This is a genomic window from Cytobacillus sp. C11.1 (genome assembly GCF_058145115.1).
Genome location: NZ_CM176935.1, coordinates 3,381,353 through 3,406,110, shown reverse-complemented (window position 1 = coordinate 3,406,110; position 24,758 = coordinate 3,381,353). Strand labels below are relative to the sequence as shown.

Genomic DNA, 24,758 nt, shown 5'->3' with positions numbered 1-24,758 from the left:
CCTTGAACAACTTCCAAAAATTGCATGTTTGAATATATGTAATAAATAGGAAATAAAAAAACAAATATTGTAAAGGAGTTGATGATCTTGTTGGATAGTCGAGAAAAAAATGAACGCAGTCAAACTCCCCCAATATCTTCTGTGAATGAGGAAATGAATACCGCCGGGACAACTCCTAATTCTTCAAATGCCATGCAAAGCCTGGAACCGGAATTTGACATAACAGGAACAGTATTAAATGATTATAGCTGATTTTCTTTATTAAAATCCCCAGCGCAGTCAGCGCAGGGATTTTTTTATGGAAAGTTTGTCCCTTTTAAAGCATACGATTGTAGTATTCCTTGTGCTTAACTTGGAAAATAACCAATTGGAGATAGATAATGATTATTGGTTTACTGGTTATTTTCATTGTCGTCCTGCTGCTGCCGTTTATCTCGGAACATGTGGAAAAAAACCTGGAGATGTTTCTGTTCGTGATGGGTCTGTCAGCTGCATTTGCAAGCGGAGTCATGAATGGCACACTCTTTTTAAAAGCAGCTTATGACCCTATAAATATTACAGCTGCCGTTTTTGTAGCCGGCTTGCTTTTTAAATGGTTTCAGGTAAAGCTGGAAAGCAGCATACTTTCAGTGAGTCGCAGGCTGCCCTTTCGCTTTTTTGCAGCAATAGTAGTCATTTTGCTTGGCTTAATCTCGAGCATCATTACAGCAATAATTGCCGCGTTAGTGTTAGTTCTAGTTGTCAGTGCCCTTCGCCTTGATCGGGCGTCTGAAATACGACTTACAGTCCTGGCTTGTTTTTCAATCGGGCTCGGAGCTGCTCTGACACCGATCGGAGAGCCGCTTTCCACCATCGCCATCAGCAAATTAAATGAAGACTTTTTCTTTTTGCTGGAGTTGGTGGGATCACAGATTGGGATAGCATTGCTTTTTTTCGGGATTTTGGCAGCCCTTTTTGTAAAACGGCCTGTGTCGGGAAGAGGGTCCTTTAGCAAAAAGCCAGCTGGTGAGAGCTATGAAGAAATTCTTGTTCGTGCCCTTAAGATTTATTTTTTCGTAATGGGATTGACCTTTTTGGGTGCAGGATTTGAACCGTTAATCAATCATTTCCTGATCGGCTTAAACCCGTTGCTGCTGTACTGGATCAATATGATTTCAGCCGTTTTGGATAATGCAACGCTCGCAGCCGCCGAAATTAGTCCATCTATGGATCATTTTACTGTAAAATCGATTCTGCTCGGACTTCTCATTAGCGGGGGTATGCTAATCCCCGGTAATATTCCGAATATAATCGCAGCAGGCAAGCTGCAAATTACAAGCAAAGAATGGGCAACTTTTGGGGTTCCGGTAGCATTGTTGACGATGGGGGCTTATTTTATTTTTATATTGGTTTGGGGACAATAAAAGGACTGAAATTCAGTCCTTTTCATTTATTCTTCCGTAATTTCCCATGTGTTTTCCAAGTTTATTGCTCCTTTAAGAGTCTGAGCAACAGGGCAGGCTCTTTCGAAGACATTTAGGGCCCGTTCTGCTGCTTCTCTTTTTCCTTTTGGAATAAGCAGGTTAAATTTTGTGCGGATAGTGGTAATTTTCAAGACTCCTTCCGGTGCCTCAATTACACCCTGTACGTCAGCCCGCAATTTTTCTCTCGTAATTGGAATATCACGCGCCTCCAGCGCGCCTGCTAAAGTTCCAACCAGTCAGCCGCCTGCAGCTGCAACAATATGGTCGAGTGTAGAGGGATACTCCACTTCCGGTTCAACACCATAAAATTGCTTAACGCCGCCGTGGACACCAAAATAAACAGGCTGCTGAAAGCCGCTAATGTACGCGCTTTTCACCTTATTCGCTGTATCTTCCGGATAGATAGTCATTTTGGTTAATTCAATGGGATCCTTGGACATTGGCTTCTCTCCTTTTAGCTGCATCCCTCTGGTCCGCATGCGAAACCATTGGAATCAGATTTACCATTCTTCCGAATCATCTCTTCTTCGATCGCCTTTTCAATCATTTCCTTTGGGCGTGCACCTGACAATAACGTATTTCCTATCTTAAAGGTTGGCACAGCCTGAATTTCCGCTTCGTTATAGGCATGTCTGAGTGCTTCTTTATGGACGTCCTTATATTTTCTTGTTTCCAGTGATACCCGGAAAGCATTTTGGTTCAGCCCCAATTCGGCGGCTAATTTTGTCAGGACCTCAATATCCCCTATATCCAGCTCATCCTGGAAAAAGGCGGTGAACATGCGATGGTTGTATTCATTACCCTTTCCATGTTCTTTGGCGAATTGAAAGCCTTCGAAAGGTAGGTGGGTATGGGGCTGCGGCGATACGTGCGGCAAAACTATTTTTACGCCGAACTGATCGGCCATAGGATAAACAAAGTTTTTCCAAGTAGATTGCAGGTAATCCCCTTCAGGCTTCAGCGTTTCATTCGGATATGGCCTTAACTCATAAGGCATCCATTCCACATCCACATCTTTGCCTTTAATCGCTTCATTCAGCGGAACCTCCGCTATAAAACAAAATGGTCAAACATAATCAGAATACACACGAATTTTTAATGTCATAGAATAGCTCCTTTTATGATGGTCGTTGATACTTTTTCCTTAAAAAGAGGTATTCAAACGCTAAATCAGCGAAATTGAGAGTTTTGGTCTGAAAATTTCCGTTGCTGGCCTGTTTTTATAAAATAGCTTTTTTGCGCAGTCTTTGTTTACATAATATAATTATCGTATATCCAATAGAATTTTTCCGGTACTCATCCTGCTTTCTATCAATTGATGGGCAGCTGCTGCTTCTTCCAATGGAAAGGTGTGGCCAATTTTTACGTTTAGCTTGCCGTCTTTTAGATATTCCATTACCTGATTCGCCGTTTCCCTCAATGTTTCCGGCCGTTTTTTCCGTGTGGTACCCAGGCTGTAGCCTAAAACAGAGCGGCAGCTTTTATGAAGATCATTTGTTTTAATTACGCCTATTTCACCCGATGAATTGCCAAACTGGATCATCCGTCCATAATCGGCAAGACAGCCGAAGCTTTGCTGTGTAATGGGTCCGGCTAATGAATCCAAAATAATATCTGCACCTTCTCCTTCTGTAAGACTATTAACCATATCGGCAAAATTTTCTTTTTCATAAACAACCACATGATCCGCTCCTGCCTCCAGAGCAACAGGAACTTTTACTTCACTGCCAACAGTTCCGATTACTTTTCCTGCACCTAAGATTTTCGCCATTTGGATCGCTGTTGTTCCAACTCCCCCGGCTGCAGAATGAACCAGAACGGTTTCGCCTTTTTCAAGACGGGCAATATCAGCGAGCATCTTATAGGATAAAAAAGAAACCGTCGGGCAAGCAGCAGCTAATTCAAAACTGACTTCATCCGGGATTGAAAATGTCAAATTTTCATCGGCAGCCACGTACTCTGCATACGAGCCCTCAGCCGGAAACGCAATGACCCGGTCACCCTTTTGAAGCCTAGTAATCTCAGAACCCGTTTCAACAATTACTCCTGCCGCATCTAACCCTGGAATAAAAGGAAAAATGCCCTTTCCACCCTGGCCATATCTTGCTTTCACATCCGCATAATTCACGCTTGTTTTTTCAACTTTAATCATTACCTGGTTAGGTTTGATTTTTGGTATATCTATATCCAAGTAAGTTAGTACCTCTGGCTTGCCGTATTCTGGAACAATAATTGCTTTCATTAACATAGCCTCCAATTAAATATTCTTTAAAAACATATTCTCTTTGGATCGTGTATACGCCTTTTTTTCTGCAAAAAAAGAAGCTGCACTTCGCAGCTTCCCATCTAAATCCTATTTACCCATTTTTAAAGTGGCCGCGATATTTCTAGCCGCTCTTTCCATATAAACTGCTGCATGTTCAAACGCATCAGGCAGCAAAATAACGCCTGGTACAATAGTGAAAAGCGAATCAATCCCATGTTCGTGCACGATGTGGCTATCATCCGATAATGAACCGGCAAGGCCGATCACAGATACCCCATATTTTTTAGCTGCTTTCGCCACACCGATTGGCGTTTTACCGTAAATGGTTTGGCTGTCAATCCGCCCTTCGCCAGTAATGACCAAGTCTGCATCTTGAACTTCAGCTTCAAAATTTACTGCATTAAGGACAATATCAATTCCTCTTTTTAAATCGGCATTCAAGAAGGCGAGCAAGCTTGCACCAAGTCCCCCCGCAGCGCCTGCCCCCTCTAAATCGCGAAAGGATTTGCCGAGAGCTTTTTCTACCACATCCGCATAATGGGCCAGGTTTTCATCCAGCAATTTTACCATCTCAGCTGTGGCACCTTTTTGCGGTCCGAAAATCGCAGATGCTCCTCTTGGTCCGGTTAACGGGTTATCAACGTCACAGGCTACTTCGATATGAACGTCTTTCAATCTAACATCAAGGTCGGATAAATCTATTAAAGAAAGTTGAGAGAGAGAACCGCCGCCTGGGCCAATGTCATTGCCTGCTGTATCTAGAAGCTTACCTCCCAATGCCTGGACCATTCCGGCGCCACCATCATTTGTAGCGCTTCCGCCAATTCCGATGATAATATGTTTGACGCCTAAATCCAATGCAGCTGATATTAACTCTCCTGTTCCTTTAGTCGATGTGATTAGCGGGTTCCTTTTTTCAGCAGGAACGAGATGCAAACCTGAAGCTGCTGCCATTTCAATGACCGCTGTTTTTCCATCTCCCATTAAACCAAAGAATGCCTTAACCGGTTCTCCCAGCGGCCCTGACACTGTCCGTTCCTCGATTGTTCCATTCGTGGCATCAACCAGGGATTGGACAGTACCTTCTCCACCGTCTGCCATAGGCATTTTCATGTACTCGGCATTAGGAAAAATGGCTCTAAAACCTCTTTCGATTGCATTGGCCGCCTCCAGAGCTGATAAACTTTCTTTAAAGGAGTCTGGCGCGATTACTATTTTCATAATTGAACATCTCCCTTTCTATTAACCTGCGTTAACGGCAGTGCAGCTCCGTTACAAGCTTTCAAAGACAATTTGTTTCACCTTATCCAAAAAGCTTAAAGACGCCGAATACAAGAGTAGAAATAATTGCGAGTGTTAAACCGACAAGAGACTCGTATGGCATCAGTTTTAAGCGTTCTTTTATGTCCATATTGACACTGCCTGCTGTAGCGTGGAAAAAGCTTCCGTGCGGCAAGTGATCAAGTACAGTGGCACCAGCATGGATCATGGCAGCTCCAGCCAATGCAGATACGCCCAATCCTAAAATCGTGCTTCCAAAGACTCCGCTCGCTACAGCAGTACCAGCGGTTGTTGAAGCTGTTGCAGCAGACATGAAAATACCTGAAGCAGGAGCCAGCAGATAAGCTGGAAGACCTGATGAGCTTAATGCGTTAATAATGACATCTTTTAACGCTGAGTTGGCAATGATGCCGGCTAATGTTCCAGTTCCCAATAACATAATGGCAACGCCGGACATTTTGCTTAGCCCGGAAACAGCATAGTCATTGATTTTTCTAGTTTTTCTCATGGCAATGGCACCTGCAATACCTCCGGCCGGCAGAGCAACCATTGGATCAATATTGATATCAAATAATGGGCGCAGCGCCAATAGAATAATCGTAACCAGCGGTGCAATCATAGCTGTGAAGAATAATGGAAGCTTCGTGTTATCTGTCATTTCCACATCTTCTGTCATCACGGCCGAGCCTTTATTTACGAGTTTCTTGGCAATAAAGTACGTAACAGCCAGTCCAAAAATAGCTGGAATGAATCCCGCAGCCATGACGGATGTAAGCGGAACGCCAAATGTATCTGAGGCTGCAATGGCATTTGGATTCGGTGACATAATGTTCCCTGCTTTACCGCCGCCGATCATCGCAAGCAGGATGGCCATTTTTGAAAGCTTAGCTCTTTTTGCAATGGCCAGAGCGATTGGTGATACTGTTATTACGGCTACGTCGACGAAAACGCCAACCATTGTTAATATCATCGTCGCCACCGCCAGGGCAAGCAGCGCACGCGTTTCTCCGAATTTTTTTACGATTGTTTCAGCAATGGAAGATGCTGCACCTGATTCAATCAGGACACCTGCCAGAATACCTGCAGCCAGTATTCTTAGGACTGCCGGGATAATCCCTTTGGCGCCTTCCATCATTAAATTCACTGTATTTGTAATATCAACGCCGCCAATCAAACCGCCGATTAATGCACCGGCAACCATCCCATACGCAGGCGGCACTTTTTTCAAGATTAATAGAATAGCAATAACCAAGGCACTAATGGCCCCTAAAGCGCTTACAGTAACATCCATATGAAAACCTCCCAAGGTGCTTGTTTGCTTATTAATTTATTGTAAGCGTTTGCGGTGCTTTTTACATTGTGTATGCTGCTAAATTTTAAGCAGTGAATTTTCTATAAATTGTGCATCTGCACAATCAGCGAAGATCATTTATTAATTTTGCCATATACAACTCAATTAGATTTTTAATATTTCTTGGGTCCTTTCCTGTCAATTCTGTGACTTTATCCAGCCGGTATCTGAGTGTATTGCGATGAATAAATAGGCTCTCCGCAATTTTGTTCAGTTCTCCGCCTTCTTTTATGTAAATATCCAAGGTATGCGCCAGTTCCCCCTTTTTATCCTGCTCAAGCAGCCGGTCGTAAAAAGAGAAAGCATTCCCAGGCTGCTCAGTTTGTGCCAGTTTCGATAGCATAACTTCCAATCGGTACTCCTCGTAACGGTAAAAACCTGCATCTGGGTTAAGCTTTTGTCCAACAGCGAGAGTTAGTTGTGCCAAATGAAATGATGTCTTGATTTCATTGATGGTTTCAGACATATTGCCGATTCCAAACACCATTTTCTCCTTTGGAACGTTTAACAGACGTCTTAAAAATGCAGTACATTCAGATGGAGATCCAGCTTTAAGTATCACAATTTCATTATTAAAGGTTACACCAATTAGATCTTGTTTTTCGAGTTCAAATTGAATGGCGCTTATGAGCTTTTGTATGGCTGCTTCAGGATGCCTGTTGTGTTTAAGTATGATAGCTGCTCTCGGCTGTTCAAGATCGATGCCAAGAAATCCTGCACGCTCTTTTATCCAGGCTTTATTTAGATGTTCATCAGATATAAGCTGATTAACAATCTCGCTTTGCAGACGCTGCTTCCATTGCACTCTCTCCAGCAAAAAAGATTGCTCTAACACTAGTTCTGCCGCCATTTTAACAAGCTCTGCATAATTGCGGATTTGTTCCGGCTCCCCCGTTATGCCAACTACCCCAACGATTTGGTTATTAAAACGAATAGGCAAATTGATTCCGGGCTTCGACCCTTTTAGCTTTGAAGCCTTTGGTTCATCAATTTCGACACTTTCCGCTTTTTTCAGGACAAGCAAAGCACCGTCATGAAGCTGATTAATCCTTTTGCGATCGCCCGATCCAATGATAATGCCTTCCTCATTCATCACGTTTATATTTTTATTTAGAATTTTCATTGTCCGTTCCACTATTTCCTGTGCAAGCTCATGAGTTAAAAGCTCCATATATCTGCCGCCTTCCTGCTTCATTGGTTTTAATGTACCATAGTGTATATGCACAATAAAACAAAATAAAAAACCGTGTGCGAAACATAACGGGTCCTTTTACCTGTCACAAAAATCCAATGTGTATTTTAAAATGACCATCAATTTGTATGTGAAATTGATGGTCATTTTTCATTGATACAACGCGAGTAATTATAAAAATAGGCTTGAAACTGTGGTCCTATTTGTATTTCGAAATGTAAGGTTACAGAGATTGGATTGCAAAATGCTATGTTTTTTAGTTACAAAACTAAGTTTCTCTTTGGCTCTGTAATTATTCACTGATGATTTTCGTATAGGTATGAGAATTAATAGGCGGAGAATTTCCGGCTAATATATATAGAGAAAGCTTAAGAAGCAGAGATAAGCGGAGGTATTCCGGTTAACTGCTCTAAATAAGCCAAAATTCAAAGATATGAAACATATAAGCGAAAAAACTCCACTTATTCTTAAGGAAATATGGGTATTTCCCATTTCAAACGGAATTTTTCCGGTTATTTTTCAAACACAGTGAAATCAACATATAGTTTTATAACAGTGCATTGGCCATAAAATGCATTATACATTAGGTTGCGCTTTGGAATATTCTTACATAACAAAAAGCCCTGCATTTTGCAGGACAAAATGTATAACAAATATAAGCAGATTTTCAAACGTATTTTTATAAAAATTGACAGGTATCCGAACCCGTTGTGCGAAACACACGGTTTTTGCATAAATTAGCTAAGTTGTAATGATTGCAGATGGTTCCATTTTTCCTCACGGACATCTTCATGGACACGATAGCGGTCATCAAGCAATTCCGCCAGAAGCTTATTTTTTTCTTCGGAAGAGATTGGAAGCTTTCGGATATACTCACGGCATTCTGCCAAAAAACCAGTATATCCGGTCCAGCTATCATTAAATTGCTCCTCCAATTCCTTTTTCAGCTTGCGGGTAAGCTTGGGGCTGGCACCGTTTGAAGTGACAGCAACCTGCAGATGACCGCGGCGAACAGTAGCCGGAAATGTCACATTCCCTTCGCCGGATTGGTCAACAACACATACTAGCTGTGCAGGAGCAAGTGATTGGGCCAGGGCCTGGTTTATTTTCCGATTATTGGTGGCCAGGATGGTGAGGAATGCATCCTCAAAGTCTTCTGGATATGCTTCACGGTGAACAAGTTCATACCCTTTTTGATTGGCAAGCCCAATGACATCTTTTGAAAAATCTGGCGCAATAAATATAATATCTGCCTGTTCTGTATCCAGCACCTTCGCTTTACGGAAGGCTATCCTGCCTCCGCCTGCGATAACAATTTTTTTACCAGTTAAATTAATGACTAGCGGCTGCACTCGCATTCTCCTTTCCGTTAGCTTTTTCGATGACAATATTCTGTATAACCTGCTGGCTTCCCAACGCATCCGTTAGTAAAATCGAGTGTCCCCTGTTCTTCTTCTTTTCTACTTCCCTCTTAACCTCACTCAATAGAAGACCTGCAAATAAAAGATAAGGGATAACAATGATTCTGCCTTTTGCATTTTCACAAAGGGAATCCAGACTTTCTTGGAAAGATGGGGACGCTGCAGCCAAATAACACACATGGACCTCTTTCAAGTCAAGCCGCTGGCTGATTCCTTGTGCGATTGAGTGGAATGATTCTTGTATGGATGGGTCGCTGCTCCCTCTCCCGACGATAAGGATTGAATCATGGCTGCTAACTGGGTGAGCTTCCGTGGTAACCAGCCCGGCAATAGCGTCTAAAATCAGGTGCTGTACTCCGAAAGGATCTGCTGTTGTTACGTTTATATTAGGGTATTTTTGAATTAATGGGGCAAGTGCGTCAGGAATATCTTGCTTAATATGTCCTGCTGCCAGCAGAAATAGAGGAACTATCGTTATGTCGGTAGCGCCTTTATGGACACAATGCTCAAACCCTTGTTCTATTGATGGTTCTGTGAGTTCGAGGAAGCTCAGCTGCTGAATGGGATGTTCAACCTTTTTCATAACATTTTCTATAAAAAGTTTTGCTTCCGCAGCCCCCTTTTTCGACCGGGTTCCATGGCCGATATATAAGATCGCTTTCATATGGGGCCTCCTTTCCTGGTAGGTTGAATGAAGAGATTTTGGGAAGTATTTTTGATAAGCAAAAAGAGTGCATAGTTTGGAAGCACTTAGTCTGTAAATATGTTCCTGATTGACCGGCAAAAAGATATTTTCGGATAAAACCTTAGAACTGCCCCACAAATGGCTCATTCCCACGCCAATATAACATAACTTGATTTTAGCGAATTAAGAGAGCTGCACACGAAACAGCTCCCTCTCTCCTATACCACAAACACGTTAACTTAACCCCTGCATAACCGGCAAATTCGGTAAAACTTCTTCTTCAAACCAATTAATTTTATCGTGGAGCTTAACGACATCACCAATAATAATCATACTGGGATTTGCGATATTGGCCTCTTTTACATTTTTTTCAATGGTGGCAAGAGTACCTGTCACAGTCCGCTGCTCTTCGAGGGTTCCCCAGTGTACCAGTGCAATGGGAGTCTGCGGAGATTTTCCGTTGTTCAATAAATTCTTAACAATGTTTGGTAAGTGCGATACACCCATGTATACACAAATGGTGTCTACCGCATGAGCCAAATGGGCCCATTGATGCTCGGCTTCTTCATTTCCGGCTTGGTGCCCGGTGACAAATGCGAAGCTCTTGCTCAAGGTTCGGTGTGTGACAGGAATGCCTGCATAAGCTGCAGCTGCAATTCCAGCAGTAATACCCGGGACGATTTCAAACGTGACGCCATTTTTCACACATTCTTCTGCTTCTTCACCGCCTCTGCCGAAAACAAAGGGATCCCCGCCTTTTAAACGGCAAACCTGCAGGCCCTTTTTAGCATATTTCACGAGAAGATGGTTAATCGTTTCCTGCTTCATGACATGATGATTTGGAAGCTTTCCGCAGTATACGAGCTGCGCTTCTTTTTTTGCATGCTTTAAAAGTTCCGGGTTCACGAGACGATCATAAAGAACAACATCTGCCTCCTGAAGGCAGCGCATTCCTTTGACAGTCATTAAATCGGGATCTCCAGGACCTGCACCCACTAAATAAACTTTTCCCGTCATCTTCATGACCGCCCTTTCTAAAATATTTTTTGTTTTGGCTGTTTTCTCATTGATTCTTGTTTTAGTTTGTAAATGATGCCCGTTGATTTCCGCTCCAGTCACTTGCTTTCCGCGGGGAGGAACGGGAGCCTCCTCGGCGTTTCACGCCTGTGGGGTCTCCCGCTCCCTCTCTTCCCGCAGGACACTGAATCGCTTCCTCGAATAAGCACCGCACGAAGAAAATGCGAAGGCATTTTCGAGGATCAAGTGCCCTCCGCTCCAATCAACTCAGAGGCTATACTCAGTTAACCACCCAAAAGCAACAAACTATACGAAAACAGTTTTTGTTTTTATATATGCTTATACACTCATTTATTAAGCTATTATTCTAATTGCTTTTTATAATACCATTTTTCGGAGTGAAATAGTAGGAATTATTTTAGAAAAGGAGTCTCTTCTTTAAAAGAGACTCCTGCATTTTTATAAAATATTTTTTTCGCGGAGATAAGCTAAAATCTGTTCCACCGCTTCTTCTACTGTGAATTGATCGGAGCGAATGGTTATTTCTGGCTGATCAGGTGCTTCGTAAGGGGAATCAATTCCTGTAAAATCCTTGATTTCCCCGCGGCGCGCTTTTACATAAAGCTGCTTTGGATCGCGGCGTTCGCACTCTTCCAATGGGCAGTCGATGAATACCTCAAAAAATTCCCCTTCTTCAAAAAGCGCTCGCACTCCGTTTCTGTCAGAACGGAATGGGGAGATAAAAGCTGTTGTGACAATTTTCCCACTGTCGACAAACAGCTTGGCGACTTCCCCAATACGGCGAATATTTTCATTCCGGTCACTTTCTGAAAAACCTAAGTCCTTATTTAATCCATGGCGGACATTATCTCCATCAAGGACATATTCATTGATTCCCTGACGAAAAAGTTCATGTGATACAGCATTGGCAATGGTCGATTTTCCTGAGCCGGATAGGCCTGTGAACCAAAGCACGACACTGCCATGGCCGTTTTGTGCGCGTCTTTCTTCCTTAGATATAGTGGCATCATGCCAGGTTATGTTTGTTGCCTTTGTCATTTTGCTGCCTCCTCAAACCGTTTCTTTCTCTCGCATGCCTTCAATTAATACCTCAACAACCTCTTTTCGGCTAAAAGTGGATGGCGGCAATTCACCGTTCCGCAGCATTTCCCTTACTTTTGTACCCGAAAGAATCACGCGGTCTTCTTTGCTGTGAGGGCATGTTTTATCTGAAGCCATGCCTTCGCATTTGCTGCAATAGAAGCTATGTTCAAAGAATAGAGGCTTGATGCCAAGCTCCTCTTCGGTAAAGTTGCTGAAGATATGCTGTGCATCATAAGTACCATAGTAATCTCCTACACCGGCATGGTCCCTTCCCACAATGAAATGCGTGCAGCCGAAGTTTTTGCGGGCAATCGCATGGAAAATGGCTTCGCGTGGGCCAGCGTATCTCATCGCAGCCGGATAAACAGCCAGCTGGGTACGATCCTTGGGATAATAATTTTCCAAAAGGACACGATAGCTCTTCAGGCGCACATCTGCAGGGATGTCATCTGATTTTGTTTCACCGACAAGCGGGTTCAGGAAAAGTCCATCTACTGTTTCCAGCGCTGCCTTTTGGATGTATTCATGGGCACGGTGCACGGGATTTCTTGTTTGGAAGCCAACAACGGTTTTCCAGCCTTTTTCTTCAAATAAAGCTCTTGTTTTTTGAGGCTCAAACCAAACATCTTCTGCTACACCCTTACCAGGTTTTTTAACAAGAGTTACTTCACCAGCCACATACACCGGTCCGCGTTCGAACAGCCTTTTTACACCAGGATGCGCAAGTTCTTCAGTCTTGTAGACTTCTCGTGCTTCTTTGCTTAAGTCCGGTTCAAACCACTCGGAAACCGTAATCACTCCATAAACAATACCATCATTTACAAGCTTAAATGTCTCTCCAGCTGTAAGCTCTTCAGCTTTTTCATTTGATACAGGGAGCGTAACAGGGATTGACCAAACGGTTCCGTCTGCTAATCTCATTTTTTCCACAACAGATTCATAGTCCGCTTTTCCAAGGAACCCTGTCAGAGGACTGAATAATCCAACGCCGATCAGCTCTAGATCACTCAGTGCGATGGCATCAATCGCGATTTCTTTTTCAATTCCTGCAAGATTGTAATTGGAGTCAAATGTTTGAACTAGTTTTCCCCCATGAGGTTTCGGTAAAGCCATTTTTTTCATCAACCTTTCTTGTTTGAATTTACTTTTTTTCAGTTAGCGGCCTTGCACTTGATGGTGCCTGAGTCATTAAAAATTTCACTCCGAAAACGGATATGAGTACACCCAGCATCGCAATGACCGGATACACATTCTGCTCAATCACCAGCTGGATGAATGTGTATGATAGAACCATTGATAACACTGGTGAAACAACCCATACAACCAATAGCTGGACAACAATATCCTTTTTTAGGACGGAGCGGCCTTGTTTGGCAAATCCGATTCCAATAATGGATGAGGTCGTGATTTGTGTTAAGGGGACCGGAATTCCAAAAAGGGATGCTGCCATGACGATTCCGGCACCTGTACCCGAAATGACACAGCCTTCTTCCAGCCGTATACTGGTAATCTTTTTGCCATTCGTTTCCAGAACCTTTTTTCCGAGAAGAATCGCTCCTATTGCAACGAATAATCCTCCCCAGAAGATTCCGTTAGAAGTGCTCATGATCCCTGCGCCAACCAGCGGTCCAACAGCATTCGCGACATTATTCATGCCAGCAGAGAAGGCTTCGAACACGCCCATGAAAATGACAAGGACCGTTAATATCGGGATTGACTTTGGTGTGCTGACCCATTTTTGCATGAAGGGATTCTTCAACAGTGTTGCTGCCAAAATGGCAATAATAAAGGCAACAACTGGTGTAAGGAGCCAAAACATGACAATCCAGGCCAGCTTTCCTGCGAATACCGATTGATACACAATCCCTGCTCCCACTACTGCACCGACAGTTACTTCGCTGGTTGACAGCGGAATTCCAAATACATTAGCCAGAAACAGTGAGAGTGCTGCAGAGGCGATGACAATGAGGGCAATCGCCTCTGTAAATGTACTCTGCGGTACAATTCCGCTTCCCATTGTCTTCACGACTTCCCCTCCGCCCAGCCATGCCCCCAAAAAAACGGCCATTCCGCAAAGGATGAGTGCTAGGATCCGGTTTTTAATAACACCTGAGCCATAAGCGATCCCCATTGAAGCTGCTGCTCCGCTGGCACCGATATTCATGGCAAAAAACAAACCAACAGTGACCGCTATAATCGTGAGCATGGTATCCCCCTCCTTTTAGCTGGTATGAAGTCCGCATTCAGTCTTGCCGCTGCCTGACCATCGGCCGGCACGGGAATCGCCATTTTCACCGACTGCCTGTGTACAGGGGAAGCACCCAATGCTTGGATAGCCGTGATCATGGAGTGTGTTATAAGGAAGATCTTTTTCCTTGATATAGTTCCAAACCTCATCCCAGGTCCAGTGAATCAACGGGCAGATTTTGATATTTCTGAACTTTTCGTCCCTGTTGAGAAATTCCGTGTTGGCTCTCGTAGGCGATTGCTCCCGGCGGAGACCTGAAATCCATGCCTCCTTTGGCGTTAATGCTTCTCTTAAAGGGATAACCTTGCGGATCTGGCAGCATTGGTTTGGCTCCCTTTTCCATAGGGCGGAACCGAATTCTGCAGCTTGCTGATCCAGTGTTAACGCTGGCTCCTTCCGTTCAATTTGAAGCTTTGGAAATCGGGCTTCAATCTTTTCAATCACTTCATACGTTTCTGGAAAATGCAGCCCAGTATCCAAAAATACAATGTGTGCATCAGGCTGTATTTCTTGTATTAAATCAATTAGGACAATTGCTTCGGCTCCAAAGCTGGAAGCATAGACGATTTTATCTTGGGCGTAGTTTTTGTATGCCCATTCCAGTACATTTCGGGCGCCTTTCAGTTTATCATCGAAGGCAAATGTTTCAGAAATCTGATTCCAATTTTCATACGTTACCGCAGTGCTCATCTTGCAGTACTCCTTTCATCCTGTAAAAATCTTGCCTATTCTTCAACCAAAAAAGGCCGCCTTTTCGCCTGAGATTTGTTTCAGGTAAAAAGACCGCCTCTAGTTTGTCTAGTCAGCGCGCTTATTCGGTTGAAGACGAACCTTTTCGTTCTTCTCAAGTTGTATAACTTTGCCATCCTGGACGACCAATGTGATCGATCCGTATTTGATGCTCTGCAGCATCTGCTTCAAATGAGCAGATAATTCTTCCCAGTCAGCCTGTTTCAGTGCGGCTCGCCTCCTTTTCATAGTCTAGGAAAATACATATTAGGGTTGGGTTTTAACTAAATTTTATATAATGTTGAGATTAATCCTACCATACCTATAGGAATTGTCAACAAGTTATTCAAAGAAAATTTCAAAATTGTAAAAAATGGGCTTTTTTTCTTAATTTGAAAAGTGAATTATATAATGGGCTCTAAAAATTCAACCAAAAAAAGCACCCCCTTTAAGGGATGCTGTATGGTTTTAAGCTGTTTGAAATTCTTATTTGCGGTTTTCGATTTTGCTATTAAGATCTCCAGATTGGAATGGTTCGGGTATCAATGGACGATCTACTTCAAAAGGGATTGCTGGGACAATACTTGGCTGGCCTAATTGTGACCACATTCTTAATTTGCTGCCATCAAATGTTCCGGTTGATACAGACCCCATTTCAATGCCATTAATTTCAGATTGAGCATCAATCCAGTAGATCTTATCCTCTCCGTTCTGATCCTCAGAAATTTCGACTAAATCCTGTGGATTAAGCATTCCAATTTGTCCATGTAAAAGATATGTTGCACGATCTAATCGTTCTTCAGTAGAAATATACCAGCTCCAGCGGGATTTTTCAGCAGGATCGTCATCCAAGGCTTCATATTTCTCCATTCCAGGGAGGATATAATGATTGGTATGAGCCATTGCTTCATCGACAACCCACTTAACGGCAAATGCACTGTTTGTGGTTTCTAGAAAGGCACCTTCTTTAGCATCGGCTATCCCATACGCAGAGCCAGAAGCTCTTGGTAGCTCCTGAATATAGGATACTGCTTCCCTCGCATCCGCTGCATTTTCAAGCGCCATACGTATAACAGTCAAATTTCCGTATCCTTTTCCTTTGTCCCATGTATGAAGAACATTATTGCCTACAGAGACACCATACTCATTAATTCCCATTGCAATTCCTGAAGAACCGGCACTAGTTATACCGATAAAACTATACCCCTTCTCTGGTTTAATCTGGAGAACCACTTGCTTATATCCTCTGGATGCATCACGATTCTTGTGGTAATAAGCTTTATCCCCCTGAGTGGCAGAACCTGTTGCAATGATTGTCGTACATCCATCGCCGGCAACTTCTTCTTCTAAAACATTAAAAGCCAGCAAATCTGATAACTCAGTGCCTGAACTTTCAGCCATTGCTCTGTACTGTTCCAAAAGGTTTGGCTGTACATCCTTTAAAAATTCCTGATATTCCTCTGCAGCGCTGTCTAGTTCAGTCTTGGTATAGCCTGCCAAAATAGCAGATTCTTTAAATAGCTCGAGATTATGCATGATGGCAGATTTTGCTTGCTCCCCGTACTCTTTCCCAATCTTTTCAGAATGGCCAGATGCTAGTACAGTCTCTGTTGAATCCTCTGCCGATACAATTATATTATTTTGCGGTCTTAAGGAAAATAAGGTGATGGCTGCTATAGAGACAAATAAAAAAGCTTTTGCTAATTTCAATTTTTTGGCTCCTTTTCATAAAATTTTCAAAAAATCTCTTCTGTAAAATTGAGGACCTAACCAAATGGCAAAAAAAATAAAAACATCCCCGCTTTTCTAGAGAAGTTAAACGGGGATGTTTGTTAGTTCTTATTCGTCTGCTTCTTCACCTTGTCTGTTTTTCTGTTCAGGCAAAGTGTCCCAGAAGCTAGTGTCAGCAGTTTCAATGGAACCGTCTGCAATCGCTCTTACAGTGGCATCAAGAGTAGTGATCGTCTGCTTAATTAGGTAGCCATTACTCTTTTGGCCAAGTGCATAATCTTCTCTGGAATGGTCGGACATTCCACGCATTTCAAAAAGAAGTGTAGAGATATCGTATCGGACTGCAGCGCCGTTTCGGCCGATATTTTCACCAGTTCCGCCCACATATTTGCCGATATGGCCCCAGCCTGTATTATGTAAGGCATTGAACACTACAGACCCTAACTTTTTGGAACCTTCCAGCACTTCAGGAGCAACGTTTGGATTTGTTGGATAAAGAATTGAACCCGATACAAGCTGTCCTTCTGTTTCACTTAAAGTACCCTGATGATGAAGGTCGATCATGTAGTCGATATCATATTTCATAAATACATTTTCATGAAGAGCACGTGCTTCCGGCTCCATTTCGCTAGTTTTTTTATCATGTTCACGATTAAGATCTGTCCCATTATAATTGTAACGTGTTAAATGGCGATCTCCATCGGCATGATAGTTATCCAGTGAGAAACCTACATCTCCCATGGCCCCATCAGCATTTAACATAGGAATGACGAGAATATTAACATTCTCAAGAACTCCACCTGTCTTTGCCGTTCCTAAATGCTTGATGAATTCTAAGGCCCCTTCTGTTGTCAGCTGCTCGTTGCCATGCTGTTGCGTTAAGAATAAGACAGTTGGATTTTCAGGATTTGAAATGTATTTTGCCATGTAAATCTCTTTTCCTTTAACCGTCTTGCCGATTACTTCAAGATCCATCGCTTCTTGTTTGGCTTCTTGAGTTTTCAGATAATCTACTAAGCTAGTGTATGTATGCAAAATGGATGTTTGCACCGCACCATTTCCAGCAGTTGGTCCATTTCCAACAGCCCCAGCAGGCAGCCCTACAGCCGCAACGGCACCCAAAGCCATTAGGCCTGATAAAGAAACTGATAAAACCTTTTTCTTTAGTGTCATAAATTTATTCCTCCAATTTAAAAGTTTATTACCCTATTAATTTTAGTGAATATTTTTAATAGTGTTAATAGAGTAAGGTGCCTATTATTCTGACAAATTTCGTGATGCGAAATAAGTAAATATGGAGGAGTTTAAATCAATAAGATCCGACTGTTCCTATGTAAAAATAATCCAATATTCCCAAGTTGATTAGCCTATTACATAAATTCCCAAATCGAATGGGTGTAATAAGGTCTACATAAAAAAAGACCAAACAATTTATGCTTGGTCTTTTACTCTTATTTTTGATCAGCCGGATATACAACACCAATTTGCCTGCGGGCTTCCTCTGTAATCTCCATGGCAATCATCGAGTTGGCAAAAGAATTTATATTAGATTCAGTCTTTCCGGACTTAATCAAATCGATAAATTCTTTTGCTTCGTAATACATGCTGTCGCTCATTTGCTCCTTAGTCAGATCTTCTCGATCACCGTTGCGATAATGGATTTCAACCTTCTCAGGAGTATTTATTTTATCTATAAAGATGTTGCCATCTTCACCTTGGATTTCTGATGGCAGATTTGAATTGGCTATTTTGCTGTATATTATTACAGCATCTTTGTCTGGATATTTCAGGACAATGCTTCCTTCTCCGTCAACACCCGTTTCGAGCATATAGCCTGTTGCCTTTACCTCTTCCGGTTTTCCGAAAAGCGCGACAAGCGGGTAAACGCAGTATATGCCAATGTCCATTAGCGAGCCATTTGAAAATTTAGGGTCAAATGCATTTAACACTGTACCCTGCCTGTATGCATCATAGCGGGAAGAGTATTGACAATAACTAGCGAAATATCTGCGGACTTGGCCAATTTTATGTAAATTCTCCTGGACTGCCTTAAAGTTTGGCAGGAAGGTAGACTTAAGCGCCTCCATTAGCAGGACATTATTTTCTTTGGCCGAATTAATCATTCTTTGAAGTTCCTTAGTATTAGATGCAATTGGCTTTTCGCATAATACATGGACCTTATGCTCCATGAAAATGACCGCCTGCTCTGCATGCAAGGAGTTTGGACTCGCAATATAGACGGCATCTATATCACCGCTGCATGCCATTGCTTCTAAATCCGTATAAATTTTATTTACACCATATTTACCGGCAAATTCTTTTGCCTTTTCTTCTGTACGCGAATATACAGCAGATAATTGAAAATCTTCTATCTGATCTGCTGCTTTTAAAAATGCTTCTGTAATCCAATTGGTGCCTACAACGCCGAAACGAACCAAAATAATTTCCTCCGTTTTCTTATGTAAAAATATTATTTTTTAATGATGAAGGAGATTTCAGTAAAAAGCAACCATTATCATTTTTAAAAATAGGCTGTGTTGAAGCTCATTGATGATTTTGGCAGCCCTTTGATTGGAGCAGAAGGCGTGGGACATCCAGTGTTATGAATGTAAAAAGTGTCAGATATAATTTTCATGATTTCTTAGCTCTTTACTGCATCTTTTATATAAGGAATCGTCAATGGCCCAAGTGGAAGGACAGCAATCCTTGTATTTTCTCCGTTTTTTTCTATAAGGTCTTCAACTGTTTTTTCGATGGAGTCCGTCGGCAGGAACATGGCATTTTCAATGTCACCATTTGAAAGGGTGGAATACACGTAGACATCTGCCCACACTTGAATAAGCGCCTGTTTTTGTACCTGCCATTGATCAAAAATGGAAAACTCAGGATTATCGATCATTTCTAAAATCTCTTGAGGTGTTGGTTTCATTTTTAAAATTTCAGCATAGTTGCCATGGTTGGGAAGTCCATCACTGCACTCTGCCGCACAAATAATGGCGCCCCCCTTTCTCACGATCTTTTGAGCCGCGCTCATTCCTTTTACAGCCTGGTATAAATTTTGATCCAAAGGGTAGCCGCTATTACTGGTGATCACAATATCGAATGCTTCTTCACAAGCCGCCATCGAATGTTCCCTGACATATTCACAGCCTGCCCGATGTGCTTTGATGACATCTCCTGCAAAGTAATTTGTAATTTCCTTATCACCATTTAAAGTTACATTCAACATGAAATCCGGTTTGGCCATTAAGGCGGCTTCTGTTGCTTCACCTTGTACAGGATTCCCCTCAATTTTTCCCCAGGTGCTGTTTTGATCGCCAATCATTCTCGCATTGTGAAAATGCATAATAGTATCAATTCCGGCTATGCCTGGCATGATCCCCTTTGGCCCTCCGCTAAATCCGGCAAAAAAATGCGGTTCGATAAATCCTGTGACAATTTTAATATCACTTTCACAATACTCCTTATTCAAATAAACCTCTGCACCATATGAAGTAGTCCCCAAATAGCTTTGAGTACTTTTGTCAAAAGCATTGTTATTAATAATGCGGATGCTATTTACCACCTCTTCGCCGAGCATTTGGATGAGCTCCTCCCGGGTATTATCCCGGTGGCTCCCGGTGCCGTTGATAATGACAAGCTGTTCTTTTGGGACGTGGTTTAATTCCTCCAAAATCCAGGGTACAAGCTTGTGATTAGGTGTTGGCCTGGTCAAATCACTAATGACAATGGAGACTTTATCTGTTGCTTTAACCATTTCTTTTAATGGTCCGGTTCCTATCGGATTTCGCATGGCCGCAAAGGCTTTTTCCTTTTCATTTGCCAATCCGGGAATATGTACTGGTTCAATCACCGCTGTGTTGTCAGGAAGGTTGACGTACAGCCCTTCCTTTCCGTATGCCACTTTTACTCTCAATGGTCTTTCCTCCTTCAATTTTTTCATGTGCCTGCTTTCATCGTTTCTTGCTGCGATTTGACGCGTATCCATGGCCGTCCATTTCCCCATTCCAAAGAAACAGGTACTTTAAAGGTCTCTGCCAGCAATGGTTCTGTCACAGTTGCCCTTTTGCTTCCCTGGGCAATCACTTTTCCTTCCTTCAGCAAAAGCGCATGTGAGATAGAAGGGACAATTTCCTCAATATGATGGGTTACATAAAGAACTGTGGGACCATCTGACTGTGTCATCATCTTCTCAATCGAAGATAATAATTCTTCCTTGGAGTAGATATCCAAGCCATTGCAAGGTTCATCCAAAATCAATAATTTCGGGGATGCCATTAAAGCTCTGGCAATCATGGCTTTTCTTTTTTCACCCTGCGAGAGGGACGCCAGTGTTTGATTTTCCACATGGCGGATATTAAACCTCTTCATTAATTCAATGGCTTGGTCTAAATCCTTTTGCGTAATGTCCTCATACAAACCAATAGAAGCAAATTTGCCGCTCAAGACAATCTCAAGGGCTGTATCGGAAGGGCGGAACTGAAATTTGTCATCCAAAGAAGTGCTTACCCATCCTATGGACCTTCTCAATTCAGGAATATTTGTTTTCCCGTAAAGATACCCTAACACGGATACCTGCCCTCCATTTGGCCACTCATATCCAGTAATCATCTTAAGCAGAGTGGTTTTCCCCGATCCATTCAAACCAAGAACTGCCCAATGCTGTCCCTTCTCCACTTCCCAGGAAACATTATGTAAAATATCTTTGCCGTTCCTTTTCCAGCTAATGTTATTTAAGCAGATAACATGGCTGGAATCTGCTTGATTCATGGTCATCACTCCTTCTGATCTTCATAAAGTTAACTATTATTACCAAACTAGTTGTTTAAAAATGATAGATAAAAATATGAAAACACTATTAATTGATTCCATATGATTGCCATGAAATCCTGTGTTTTAGCTCATTCTTTTTCTTCTGCCTTGTTTTTCACACAGAATCTGGCAGGGCTTACCGTATGATAAATCAAATTCTATTCCTGTGAGTTAGATGATGGATAAGAAGTATTAGTGTTAGATTCGAAGGCGAAATAATTCGGATGATTAGATATATGGTCGCCATTGATGAAGACGAAATCTTTCTATGCAGTGGATAAATGGTCGTCATAGCGCCTTCATGAAGACGAAATCTTTCTATGCAGTGGATAAATGGTCGTCATAGCGCCCTTATGAAGACGAAATCTTTCAATGGAGCAGATAAATGGTCGTCATAGCGCCTTCATGAAGACGAAATCCATCAATCCAAGGGAAATATGGTCGCCATAGTGCCTTCATGAAGACGAAATCTTTCGATGCAGAGGATAAATGGTCGTCATAGTGCCTTCATGAAGACGAAATCTTTCGATGCAGCGGATAAATGGTCGTCATAGAGCTCTTTTGAAGACGAAATGCTTCAATCCAACGGAAATATGAACACCAAGAAGCTTACTTTTTAAATGGTTTTAATCATTTTCCTAAAACAACAAAAGGCAGCCCCGTTCTTTGGAACAGGCTGCCTTTTTACACATTCAATATTCGGCTAATTACGAAATCTTTTTTAATTCATCTGTTAGGCGGATAAATTCATCCTTGTTTCGGTTCGTGAGAGCTTCATCAATTTTTTCGCGAAGCTTCTCTTTGCGGTATTCCATAAGAGCTTGATTTAGGACCTGTTCTGCTAACTGTGACACATTTTCCTCAGACTGTTGCGGCGAGTTAAGTAGACGTTTTTCCATTTGAAATCAACCCCTTGACCTTTTTTCTATTATAACAAAAGTTTTCTGATAATTCAAACCATTATTTTCTGGAAATTATTTAGCAGCTGCTAATCTTGTATCTTCAATGTACCCGGTCAAGGCGATGTTTAAACAAAAGGTTAGCAATTAATGGGTAAACATCCCTTCAGCCACCCTGCCTTTCCGCCCTTTCGTTGTCTTCGCCTGGGATAGCGAATTGAGAATGGCTTCTTCGGCTGCTTCAGCTGCTCCTTGAAAAAGCTGGTTCATAATGGGATGGTCGTCTCTGATGAATTCAGCAGTTTCGATCATTTCTTTGCTTTGATGGGAGACTTTATTGGCGGTTGAAAAGGCAATGACAATGTCGCCGCTGCCGTTGCTGAAGTGGCTTCCCGTCCGGCCTAGGCCGATTCCGCATCTTTTTGCCAGTCTTTTTAGCTGTCTGTCACTGACCGGGGCATTTGTTGCCAGGACGATCATGATGGATCCATCCGGCGTTTCATTAACCTTTTTTATTTTCTCTGGAGACAGCCCATATTTACTGAATTGGAATTCGTCTTTATTGCCAAAATTGGAGACTACCAGGCACCCGATTAAGAATTCTGCCGATTTTTCCCCCTCGCTTATGACGCGGGAGGCTGTTCCTACGCCACCTTTATAACCAAAGCAGATCATTCCTTTGCCAGCGCCCACTGCCCCTTCTTCAGCCCTGTCCTCTTTGGCATTTTCGATAGCTTCAATGGCGTGCTCTGGTTTAACAGGGAATTCCCTTATGGAATTTAAATACCCGTCATTGCATTCTCCAACGACTATATTGATGGTTCCGGTTGTATCCCCAATTTCGGGAGTGTTTTTAAGCATATACTGCAAAGTACCTTGAATGACAGCCGGAACGCCAAATGTATTGGTCAGCATAATGGGTGATTCAAGCAGACCTAATTCTTCTATCTGCACAAGACCTGTTGTTTTGCCAAAGCCATTTAGGACATAGCAGGCTGCAGGGATTTTTTCATGAAAAAGATTTCCGCCATGCGGCAAAATCGCGGTCACTCCTGTGCAGGCATATTCGCCTTCTCTCTGGAGGGGATTATCCAAGGTGAGATGTCCTACTCGGACTCCATCAATATCTGTAATGCAATTCTTCCTCCCTGGCAGCAGTCTTCCTATTTTAATTCCTCTTTCTCTTATTTTCATATGTATCCTCCAAACTAAATGATTGATTCAAACCCGAATACCTGGGTATTTTATTTAAAGAGATCCAAAAATTAGAATTTCCATATGTTTTCCTTTATAATAGGTGGATATTTAGGTTTCCTAATTACTTTATTATGCTTTACAGAGATTTTGGGAGGATTCTTATTATGAGTCAGTCTATAGCAAAAGAGGCTCGCAAGCAAAATGCGGGCTCCGAAAAAATATGGTCACGGGATTTCGTCCTGATTCTAATGTCCAATTTCTTTATTTTTCTCGGATTTCAAATGACACTACCAACTATCCCCCTGTTCGTTGAGGAATTGGGCGGAAATGACCAGCTAATTGGTTTCGTGGTAGGAATTTTTACTTTTTCTGCCCTTCTTTTGCGTCCTTACGCAGGTCATGCCCTTGAGTCAAAGGGCAGACGTTTTGTCTATTTAATTGGTTTGGCTATTTTCGTTGTGTCGGTAGGCTCTTTCGGGTTTGTGAACAGCTTGATTTTTCTATTTCTTTTAAGGGTTGTCCAGGGCTTTGGCTGGGGTTTCTCCACAACTGCCTCAGGCACAATTGCCACTGATTTGATCCCTGCTAAACGGCGCGGGGAAGGCATGGGCTATTTTGGACTTTCCGGAAATATTGCCCTTGCCTTCGGACCAACCCTGGGACTTGCTTTAACTGGGATTATTTCTTTTAAGCTCTTATTCTTATTTTGTGCACTCCTGGGAATGGCGGCCCTTTTGCTATCTTCTAGAATTCAATATAAACAAGTTGAAAAGCAGGCTGTACCCATGAAAAGATGGGATATTTATGAAAAGGGTGCTTTAAAACCATCGCTTCTCTTATTTTTTATCACTGTTTCTTTTGGGGGTATCGCTTCTTTTCTGCCGATTTATTCGGCTCAAAAGGGAATAGGCGGAATACACTGGTACTTCCTTTTATTTGCCATTGCACTAATGATTTCCCGGACATTTGCTGGGAGATTATATGACCAAAGAGGACATCAGGCAGTATTTATCCCTGGCGCTGTTTTAATTTTAATAGCAATGATATTGCTGGCCTGGCTTCCGAACAGCAATGTTATGTACTCAGCGGCCATCCTCTATGGTCTCGGTTTCGGCTCCGTCCAGCCCGCACTGCAGGCATGGTCAGTAAAAGAGGCTCCTGCCAATCGCCGGGGCATGGCAAATGCAACGTTTTTCTCCTTTTTTGATCTTGGTGTAGGGATTGGTGCGATTGTTTTCGGACAAATTGCTCACCTATTTGGCTACAGTACCATTTACCTGGCAGCAGGAGGATCGGTTTTCATTTCAATCCTTCTTTATATAGGCATTCTTGTAACAAAACGGGGCTAAAAAAAAGACGATT

25 protein-coding genes are annotated in these 24,758 nt (G+C 42.4%); 3 read left to right on the top strand and 22 right to left on the bottom strand.

Features of this window, described 5'->3' with window-relative positions; translation table 11 throughout:
- Nucleotides 1-87 precede the first annotated feature (87 nt).
- Together AC3ZVC_RS16905 and AC3ZVC_RS16900 are read left to right on the top strand one after the other, a co-directional pair.
- Nucleotides 88-252: a hypothetical protein gene (locus AC3ZVC_RS16905; RefSeq protein WP_490064372.1), complete on the top strand. Its 165-nt coding sequence runs from the start codon at nucleotides 88-90 to the stop codon at nucleotides 250-252.
- A gap of 128 nt (nucleotides 253-380) precedes the next feature.
- Nucleotides 381-1,403 (top strand): DUF1646 family protein, encoded by a 1,023-nt coding sequence (locus AC3ZVC_RS16900; RefSeq protein WP_490064371.1) that lies wholly within the window; start codon nucleotides 381-383, stop codon nucleotides 1,401-1,403.
- A gap of 26 nt (nucleotides 1,404-1,429) precedes the next feature.
- On the opposite strand, the gene AC3ZVC_RS16895 is transcribed toward AC3ZVC_RS16900, so the two are convergent.
- The 22 genes from AC3ZVC_RS16895 to AC3ZVC_RS16790 all read right to left on the bottom strand — a co-directional run bounded on the left by AC3ZVC_RS16895 (nucleotide 1,430) and on the right by AC3ZVC_RS16790 (nucleotide 23,393).
- Nucleotides 1,430-1,675 (bottom strand): OsmC family protein, encoded by a 246-nt coding sequence (locus tag AC3ZVC_RS16895; protein ID WP_490068948.1) that lies wholly within the window; start codon nucleotides 1,673-1,675, stop codon nucleotides 1,430-1,432.
- Between the two features lie 24 nt (nucleotides 1,676-1,699).
- Nucleotides 1,700-1,903, bottom strand: a complete 204-nt coding sequence (locus AC3ZVC_RS16890; RefSeq protein ID WP_110062934.1) for a hypothetical protein — start codon at nucleotides 1,901-1,903, stop codon at nucleotides 1,700-1,702.
- 14 nt (nucleotides 1,904-1,917) lie between these two features.
- The gene (locus AC3ZVC_RS16885) at nucleotides 1,918-2,568 is read right to left on the bottom strand and encodes a DsbA family oxidoreductase (RefSeq protein WP_490064370.1); all 651 of its coding nucleotides are present in this window, start codon (nucleotides 2,566-2,568) and stop codon (nucleotides 1,918-1,920) included.
- A gap of 159 nt (nucleotides 2,569-2,727) precedes the next feature.
- On the bottom strand, nucleotides 2,728-3,705 hold the full coding sequence (locus AC3ZVC_RS16880) for a quinone oxidoreductase family protein (RefSeq protein WP_490064368.1): 978 nt from the start codon (nucleotides 3,703-3,705) through the stop codon (nucleotides 2,728-2,730).
- A gap of 111 nt (nucleotides 3,706-3,816) precedes the next feature.
- A complete protein-coding gene (locus AC3ZVC_RS16875; protein ID WP_490064367.1) occupies nucleotides 3,817-4,950 on the bottom strand; it encodes a glycerate kinase in 1,134 nt (377 codons plus the stop codon).
- An 82-nt stretch (nucleotides 4,951-5,032) separates the two neighbouring features.
- Complete coding sequence (locus AC3ZVC_RS16870) at nucleotides 5,033-6,301, bottom strand: GntP family permease (RefSeq protein ID WP_490064366.1); 1,269 nt, start codon at nucleotides 6,299-6,301, stop codon at nucleotides 5,033-5,035.
- A gap of 124 nt (nucleotides 6,302-6,425) precedes the next feature.
- On the bottom strand, nucleotides 6,426-7,532 hold the full coding sequence (locus AC3ZVC_RS16865; RefSeq protein ID WP_490064365.1) for a sugar diacid recognition domain-containing protein: 1,107 nt from the start codon (nucleotides 7,530-7,532) through the stop codon (nucleotides 6,426-6,428).
- A 758-nt stretch (nucleotides 7,533-8,290) separates the two neighbouring features.
- Nucleotides 8,291-8,905: a precorrin-2 dehydrogenase/sirohydrochlorin ferrochelatase family protein gene (locus AC3ZVC_RS16860; protein WP_490064364.1), complete on the bottom strand. Its 615-nt coding sequence runs from the start codon at nucleotides 8,903-8,905 to the stop codon at nucleotides 8,291-8,293.
- The gene (locus tag AC3ZVC_RS16855; RefSeq protein ID WP_490064363.1) at nucleotides 8,886-9,806 is read right to left on the bottom strand and encodes a sirohydrochlorin chelatase; all 921 of its coding nucleotides are present in this window, start codon (nucleotides 9,804-9,806) and stop codon (nucleotides 8,886-8,888) included. The genes AC3ZVC_RS16860 and AC3ZVC_RS16855 overlap by 20 nt, the downstream gene beginning before the upstream one ends.
- Before the next feature lie 87 nt (nucleotides 9,807-9,893).
- Nucleotides 9,894-10,676, bottom strand: coding sequence for a uroporphyrinogen-III C-methyltransferase (gene cobA, locus AC3ZVC_RS16850; protein ID WP_490064362.1), 783 nt, complete (start codon nucleotides 10,674-10,676; stop codon nucleotides 9,894-9,896).
- A 459-nt stretch (nucleotides 10,677-11,135) separates the two neighbouring features.
- Nucleotides 11,136-11,735 carry an adenylyl-sulfate kinase gene (gene cysC / locus AC3ZVC_RS16845; RefSeq protein WP_490064361.1) on the bottom strand — a complete coding sequence of 200 codons (600 nt, stop codon included), beginning with the start codon at nucleotides 11,733-11,735 and terminating at the stop codon, nucleotides 11,136-11,138.
- 12 nt (nucleotides 11,736-11,747) lie between these two features.
- Nucleotides 11,748-12,893, bottom strand: coding sequence for a sulfate adenylyltransferase (gene sat / locus AC3ZVC_RS16840; RefSeq protein WP_490064360.1), 1,146 nt, complete (start codon nucleotides 12,891-12,893; stop codon nucleotides 11,748-11,750).
- 28 nt (nucleotides 12,894-12,921) lie between these two features.
- On the bottom strand, nucleotides 12,922-13,986 hold the full coding sequence (cysP, locus tag AC3ZVC_RS16835; protein WP_490064359.1) for a sulfate permease: 1,065 nt from the start codon (nucleotides 13,984-13,986) through the stop codon (nucleotides 12,922-12,924).
- Nucleotides 13,987-14,001: 15 nt separating this feature from the next.
- Entirely contained in the window at nucleotides 14,002-14,718 is a 717-nt protein-coding gene (locus tag AC3ZVC_RS16830; protein ID WP_490064358.1) for a phosphoadenylyl-sulfate reductase, read from the bottom strand.
- 108 nt (nucleotides 14,719-14,826) lie between these two features.
- The gene (locus AC3ZVC_RS16825) at nucleotides 14,827-15,006 is read right to left on the bottom strand and encodes a YezD family protein (protein ID WP_110062946.1); all 180 of its coding nucleotides are present in this window, start codon (nucleotides 15,004-15,006) and stop codon (nucleotides 14,827-14,829) included.
- Nucleotides 15,007-15,243: 237 nt separating this feature from the next.
- Nucleotides 15,244-16,467: a C45 family autoproteolytic acyltransferase/hydrolase gene (locus tag AC3ZVC_RS16820; protein ID WP_490064356.1), complete on the bottom strand. Its 1,224-nt coding sequence runs from the start codon at nucleotides 16,465-16,467 to the stop codon at nucleotides 15,244-15,246.
- Nucleotides 16,468-16,596: 129 nt separating this feature from the next.
- A complete protein-coding gene (locus tag AC3ZVC_RS16815) occupies nucleotides 16,597-17,661 on the bottom strand; it encodes a M14 family zinc carboxypeptidase (protein WP_490064355.1) in 1,065 nt (354 codons plus the stop codon).
- 278 nt (nucleotides 17,662-17,939) lie between these two features.
- Nucleotides 17,940-18,926: a Gfo/Idh/MocA family protein gene (locus tag AC3ZVC_RS16810; RefSeq protein WP_490064354.1), complete on the bottom strand. Its 987-nt coding sequence runs from the start codon at nucleotides 18,924-18,926 to the stop codon at nucleotides 17,940-17,942.
- Between the two features lie 203 nt (nucleotides 18,927-19,129).
- Nucleotides 19,130-20,404, bottom strand: coding sequence for a nickel-dependent lactate racemase (larA, locus tag AC3ZVC_RS16805; RefSeq protein ID WP_490064353.1), 1,275 nt, complete (start codon nucleotides 20,402-20,404; stop codon nucleotides 19,130-19,132).
- Nucleotides 20,405-20,427: 23 nt separating this feature from the next.
- Nucleotides 20,428-21,258, bottom strand: coding sequence for an ABC transporter ATP-binding protein (locus AC3ZVC_RS16800; RefSeq protein WP_490064352.1), 831 nt, complete (start codon nucleotides 21,256-21,258; stop codon nucleotides 20,428-20,430).
- A gap of 749 nt (nucleotides 21,259-22,007) precedes the next feature.
- Entirely contained in the window at nucleotides 22,008-22,199 is a 192-nt protein-coding gene (locus AC3ZVC_RS16795; protein ID WP_214725888.1) for an IDEAL domain-containing protein, read from the bottom strand.
- 147 nt (nucleotides 22,200-22,346) lie between these two features.
- A complete protein-coding gene (locus tag AC3ZVC_RS16790) occupies nucleotides 22,347-23,393 on the bottom strand; it encodes a DmpA family aminopeptidase (protein WP_490064351.1) in 1,047 nt (348 codons plus the stop codon).
- Between the two features lie 167 nt (nucleotides 23,394-23,560).
- Between AC3ZVC_RS16790 and AC3ZVC_RS16785 the strand changes: the two genes are divergently transcribed.
- Nucleotides 23,561-24,745, top strand: coding sequence for an MFS transporter (locus tag AC3ZVC_RS16785; protein WP_490064350.1), 1,185 nt, complete (start codon nucleotides 23,561-23,563; stop codon nucleotides 24,743-24,745).
- Nucleotides 24,746-24,758: the final 13 nt, after the last annotated feature.

Excerpts from the sequence above, each read along its gene's own strand:
- AC3ZVC_RS16870 (WP_490064366.1), bottom strand. The coding sequence starts at position 6,301 with ATGGATGTTACTGTAAGCGCTTTAGGGGCCATTAGTGCCTTGGTTATT.
- AC3ZVC_RS16890 (WP_110062934.1), bottom strand. The coding sequence starts at position 1,903 with ATGTCCAAGGATCCCATTGAATTAACCAAAATGACTATCTATCCGGAA.
- sat (WP_490064360.1), bottom strand. The coding sequence starts at position 12,893 with ATGGCTTTACCGAAACCTCATGGGGGAAAACTAGTTCAAACATTTGAC.
- AC3ZVC_RS16800 (WP_490064352.1), bottom strand. The coding sequence starts at position 21,258 with ATGAATCAAGCAGATTCCAGCCATGTTATCTGCTTAAATAACATTAGC.
- AC3ZVC_RS16900 (WP_490064371.1), top strand. The coding sequence starts at position 381 with ATGATTATTGGTTTACTGGTTATTTTCATTGTCGTCCTGCTGCTGCCG.
- AC3ZVC_RS16830 (WP_490064358.1), bottom strand. The coding sequence starts at position 14,718 with ATGAGCACTGCGGTAACGTATGAAAATTGGAATCAGATTTCTGAAACA.
- AC3ZVC_RS16865 (WP_490064365.1), bottom strand. The coding sequence starts at position 7,532 with ATGGAGCTTTTAACTCATGAGCTTGCACAGGAAATAGTGGAACGGACA.
- AC3ZVC_RS16855 (WP_490064363.1), bottom strand. The coding sequence starts at position 9,806 with ATGAGCCATTTGTGGGGCAGTTCTAAGGTTTTATCCGAAAATATCTTT.
- AC3ZVC_RS16880 (WP_490064368.1), bottom strand. The coding sequence starts at position 3,705 with ATGAAAGCAATTATTGTTCCAGAATACGGCAAGCCAGAGGTACTAACT.
- AC3ZVC_RS16795 (WP_214725888.1), bottom strand. The coding sequence starts at position 22,199 with ATGGAAAAACGTCTACTTAACTCGCCGCAACAGTCTGAGGAAAATGTG.
- AC3ZVC_RS16815 (WP_490064355.1), bottom strand. The coding sequence starts at position 17,661 with ATGACACTAAAGAAAAAGGTTTTATCAGTTTCTTTATCAGGCCTAATG.
- cysP (WP_490064359.1), bottom strand. The coding sequence starts at position 13,986 with ATGCTCACGATTATAGCGGTCACTGTTGGTTTGTTTTTTGCCATGAAT.
- AC3ZVC_RS16790 (WP_490064351.1), bottom strand. The coding sequence starts at position 23,393 with ATGAAAATAAGAGAAAGAGGAATTAAAATAGGAAGACTGCTGCCAGGG.
- AC3ZVC_RS16875 (WP_490064367.1), bottom strand. The coding sequence starts at position 4,950 with ATGAAAATAGTAATCGCGCCAGACTCCTTTAAAGAAAGTTTATCAGCT.
- cobA (WP_490064362.1), bottom strand. The coding sequence starts at position 10,676 with ATGACGGGAAAAGTTTATTTAGTGGGTGCAGGTCCTGGAGATCCCGAT.
- AC3ZVC_RS16825 (WP_110062946.1), bottom strand. The coding sequence starts at position 15,006 with ATGAAAAGGAGGCGAGCCGCACTGAAACAGGCTGACTGGGAAGAATTA.
- cysC (WP_490064361.1), bottom strand. The coding sequence starts at position 11,735 with ATGACAAAGGCAACAAACATAACCTGGCATGATGCCACTATATCTAAG.
- AC3ZVC_RS16785 (WP_490064350.1), top strand. The coding sequence starts at position 23,561 with ATGAGTCAGTCTATAGCAAAAGAGGCTCGCAAGCAAAATGCGGGCTCC.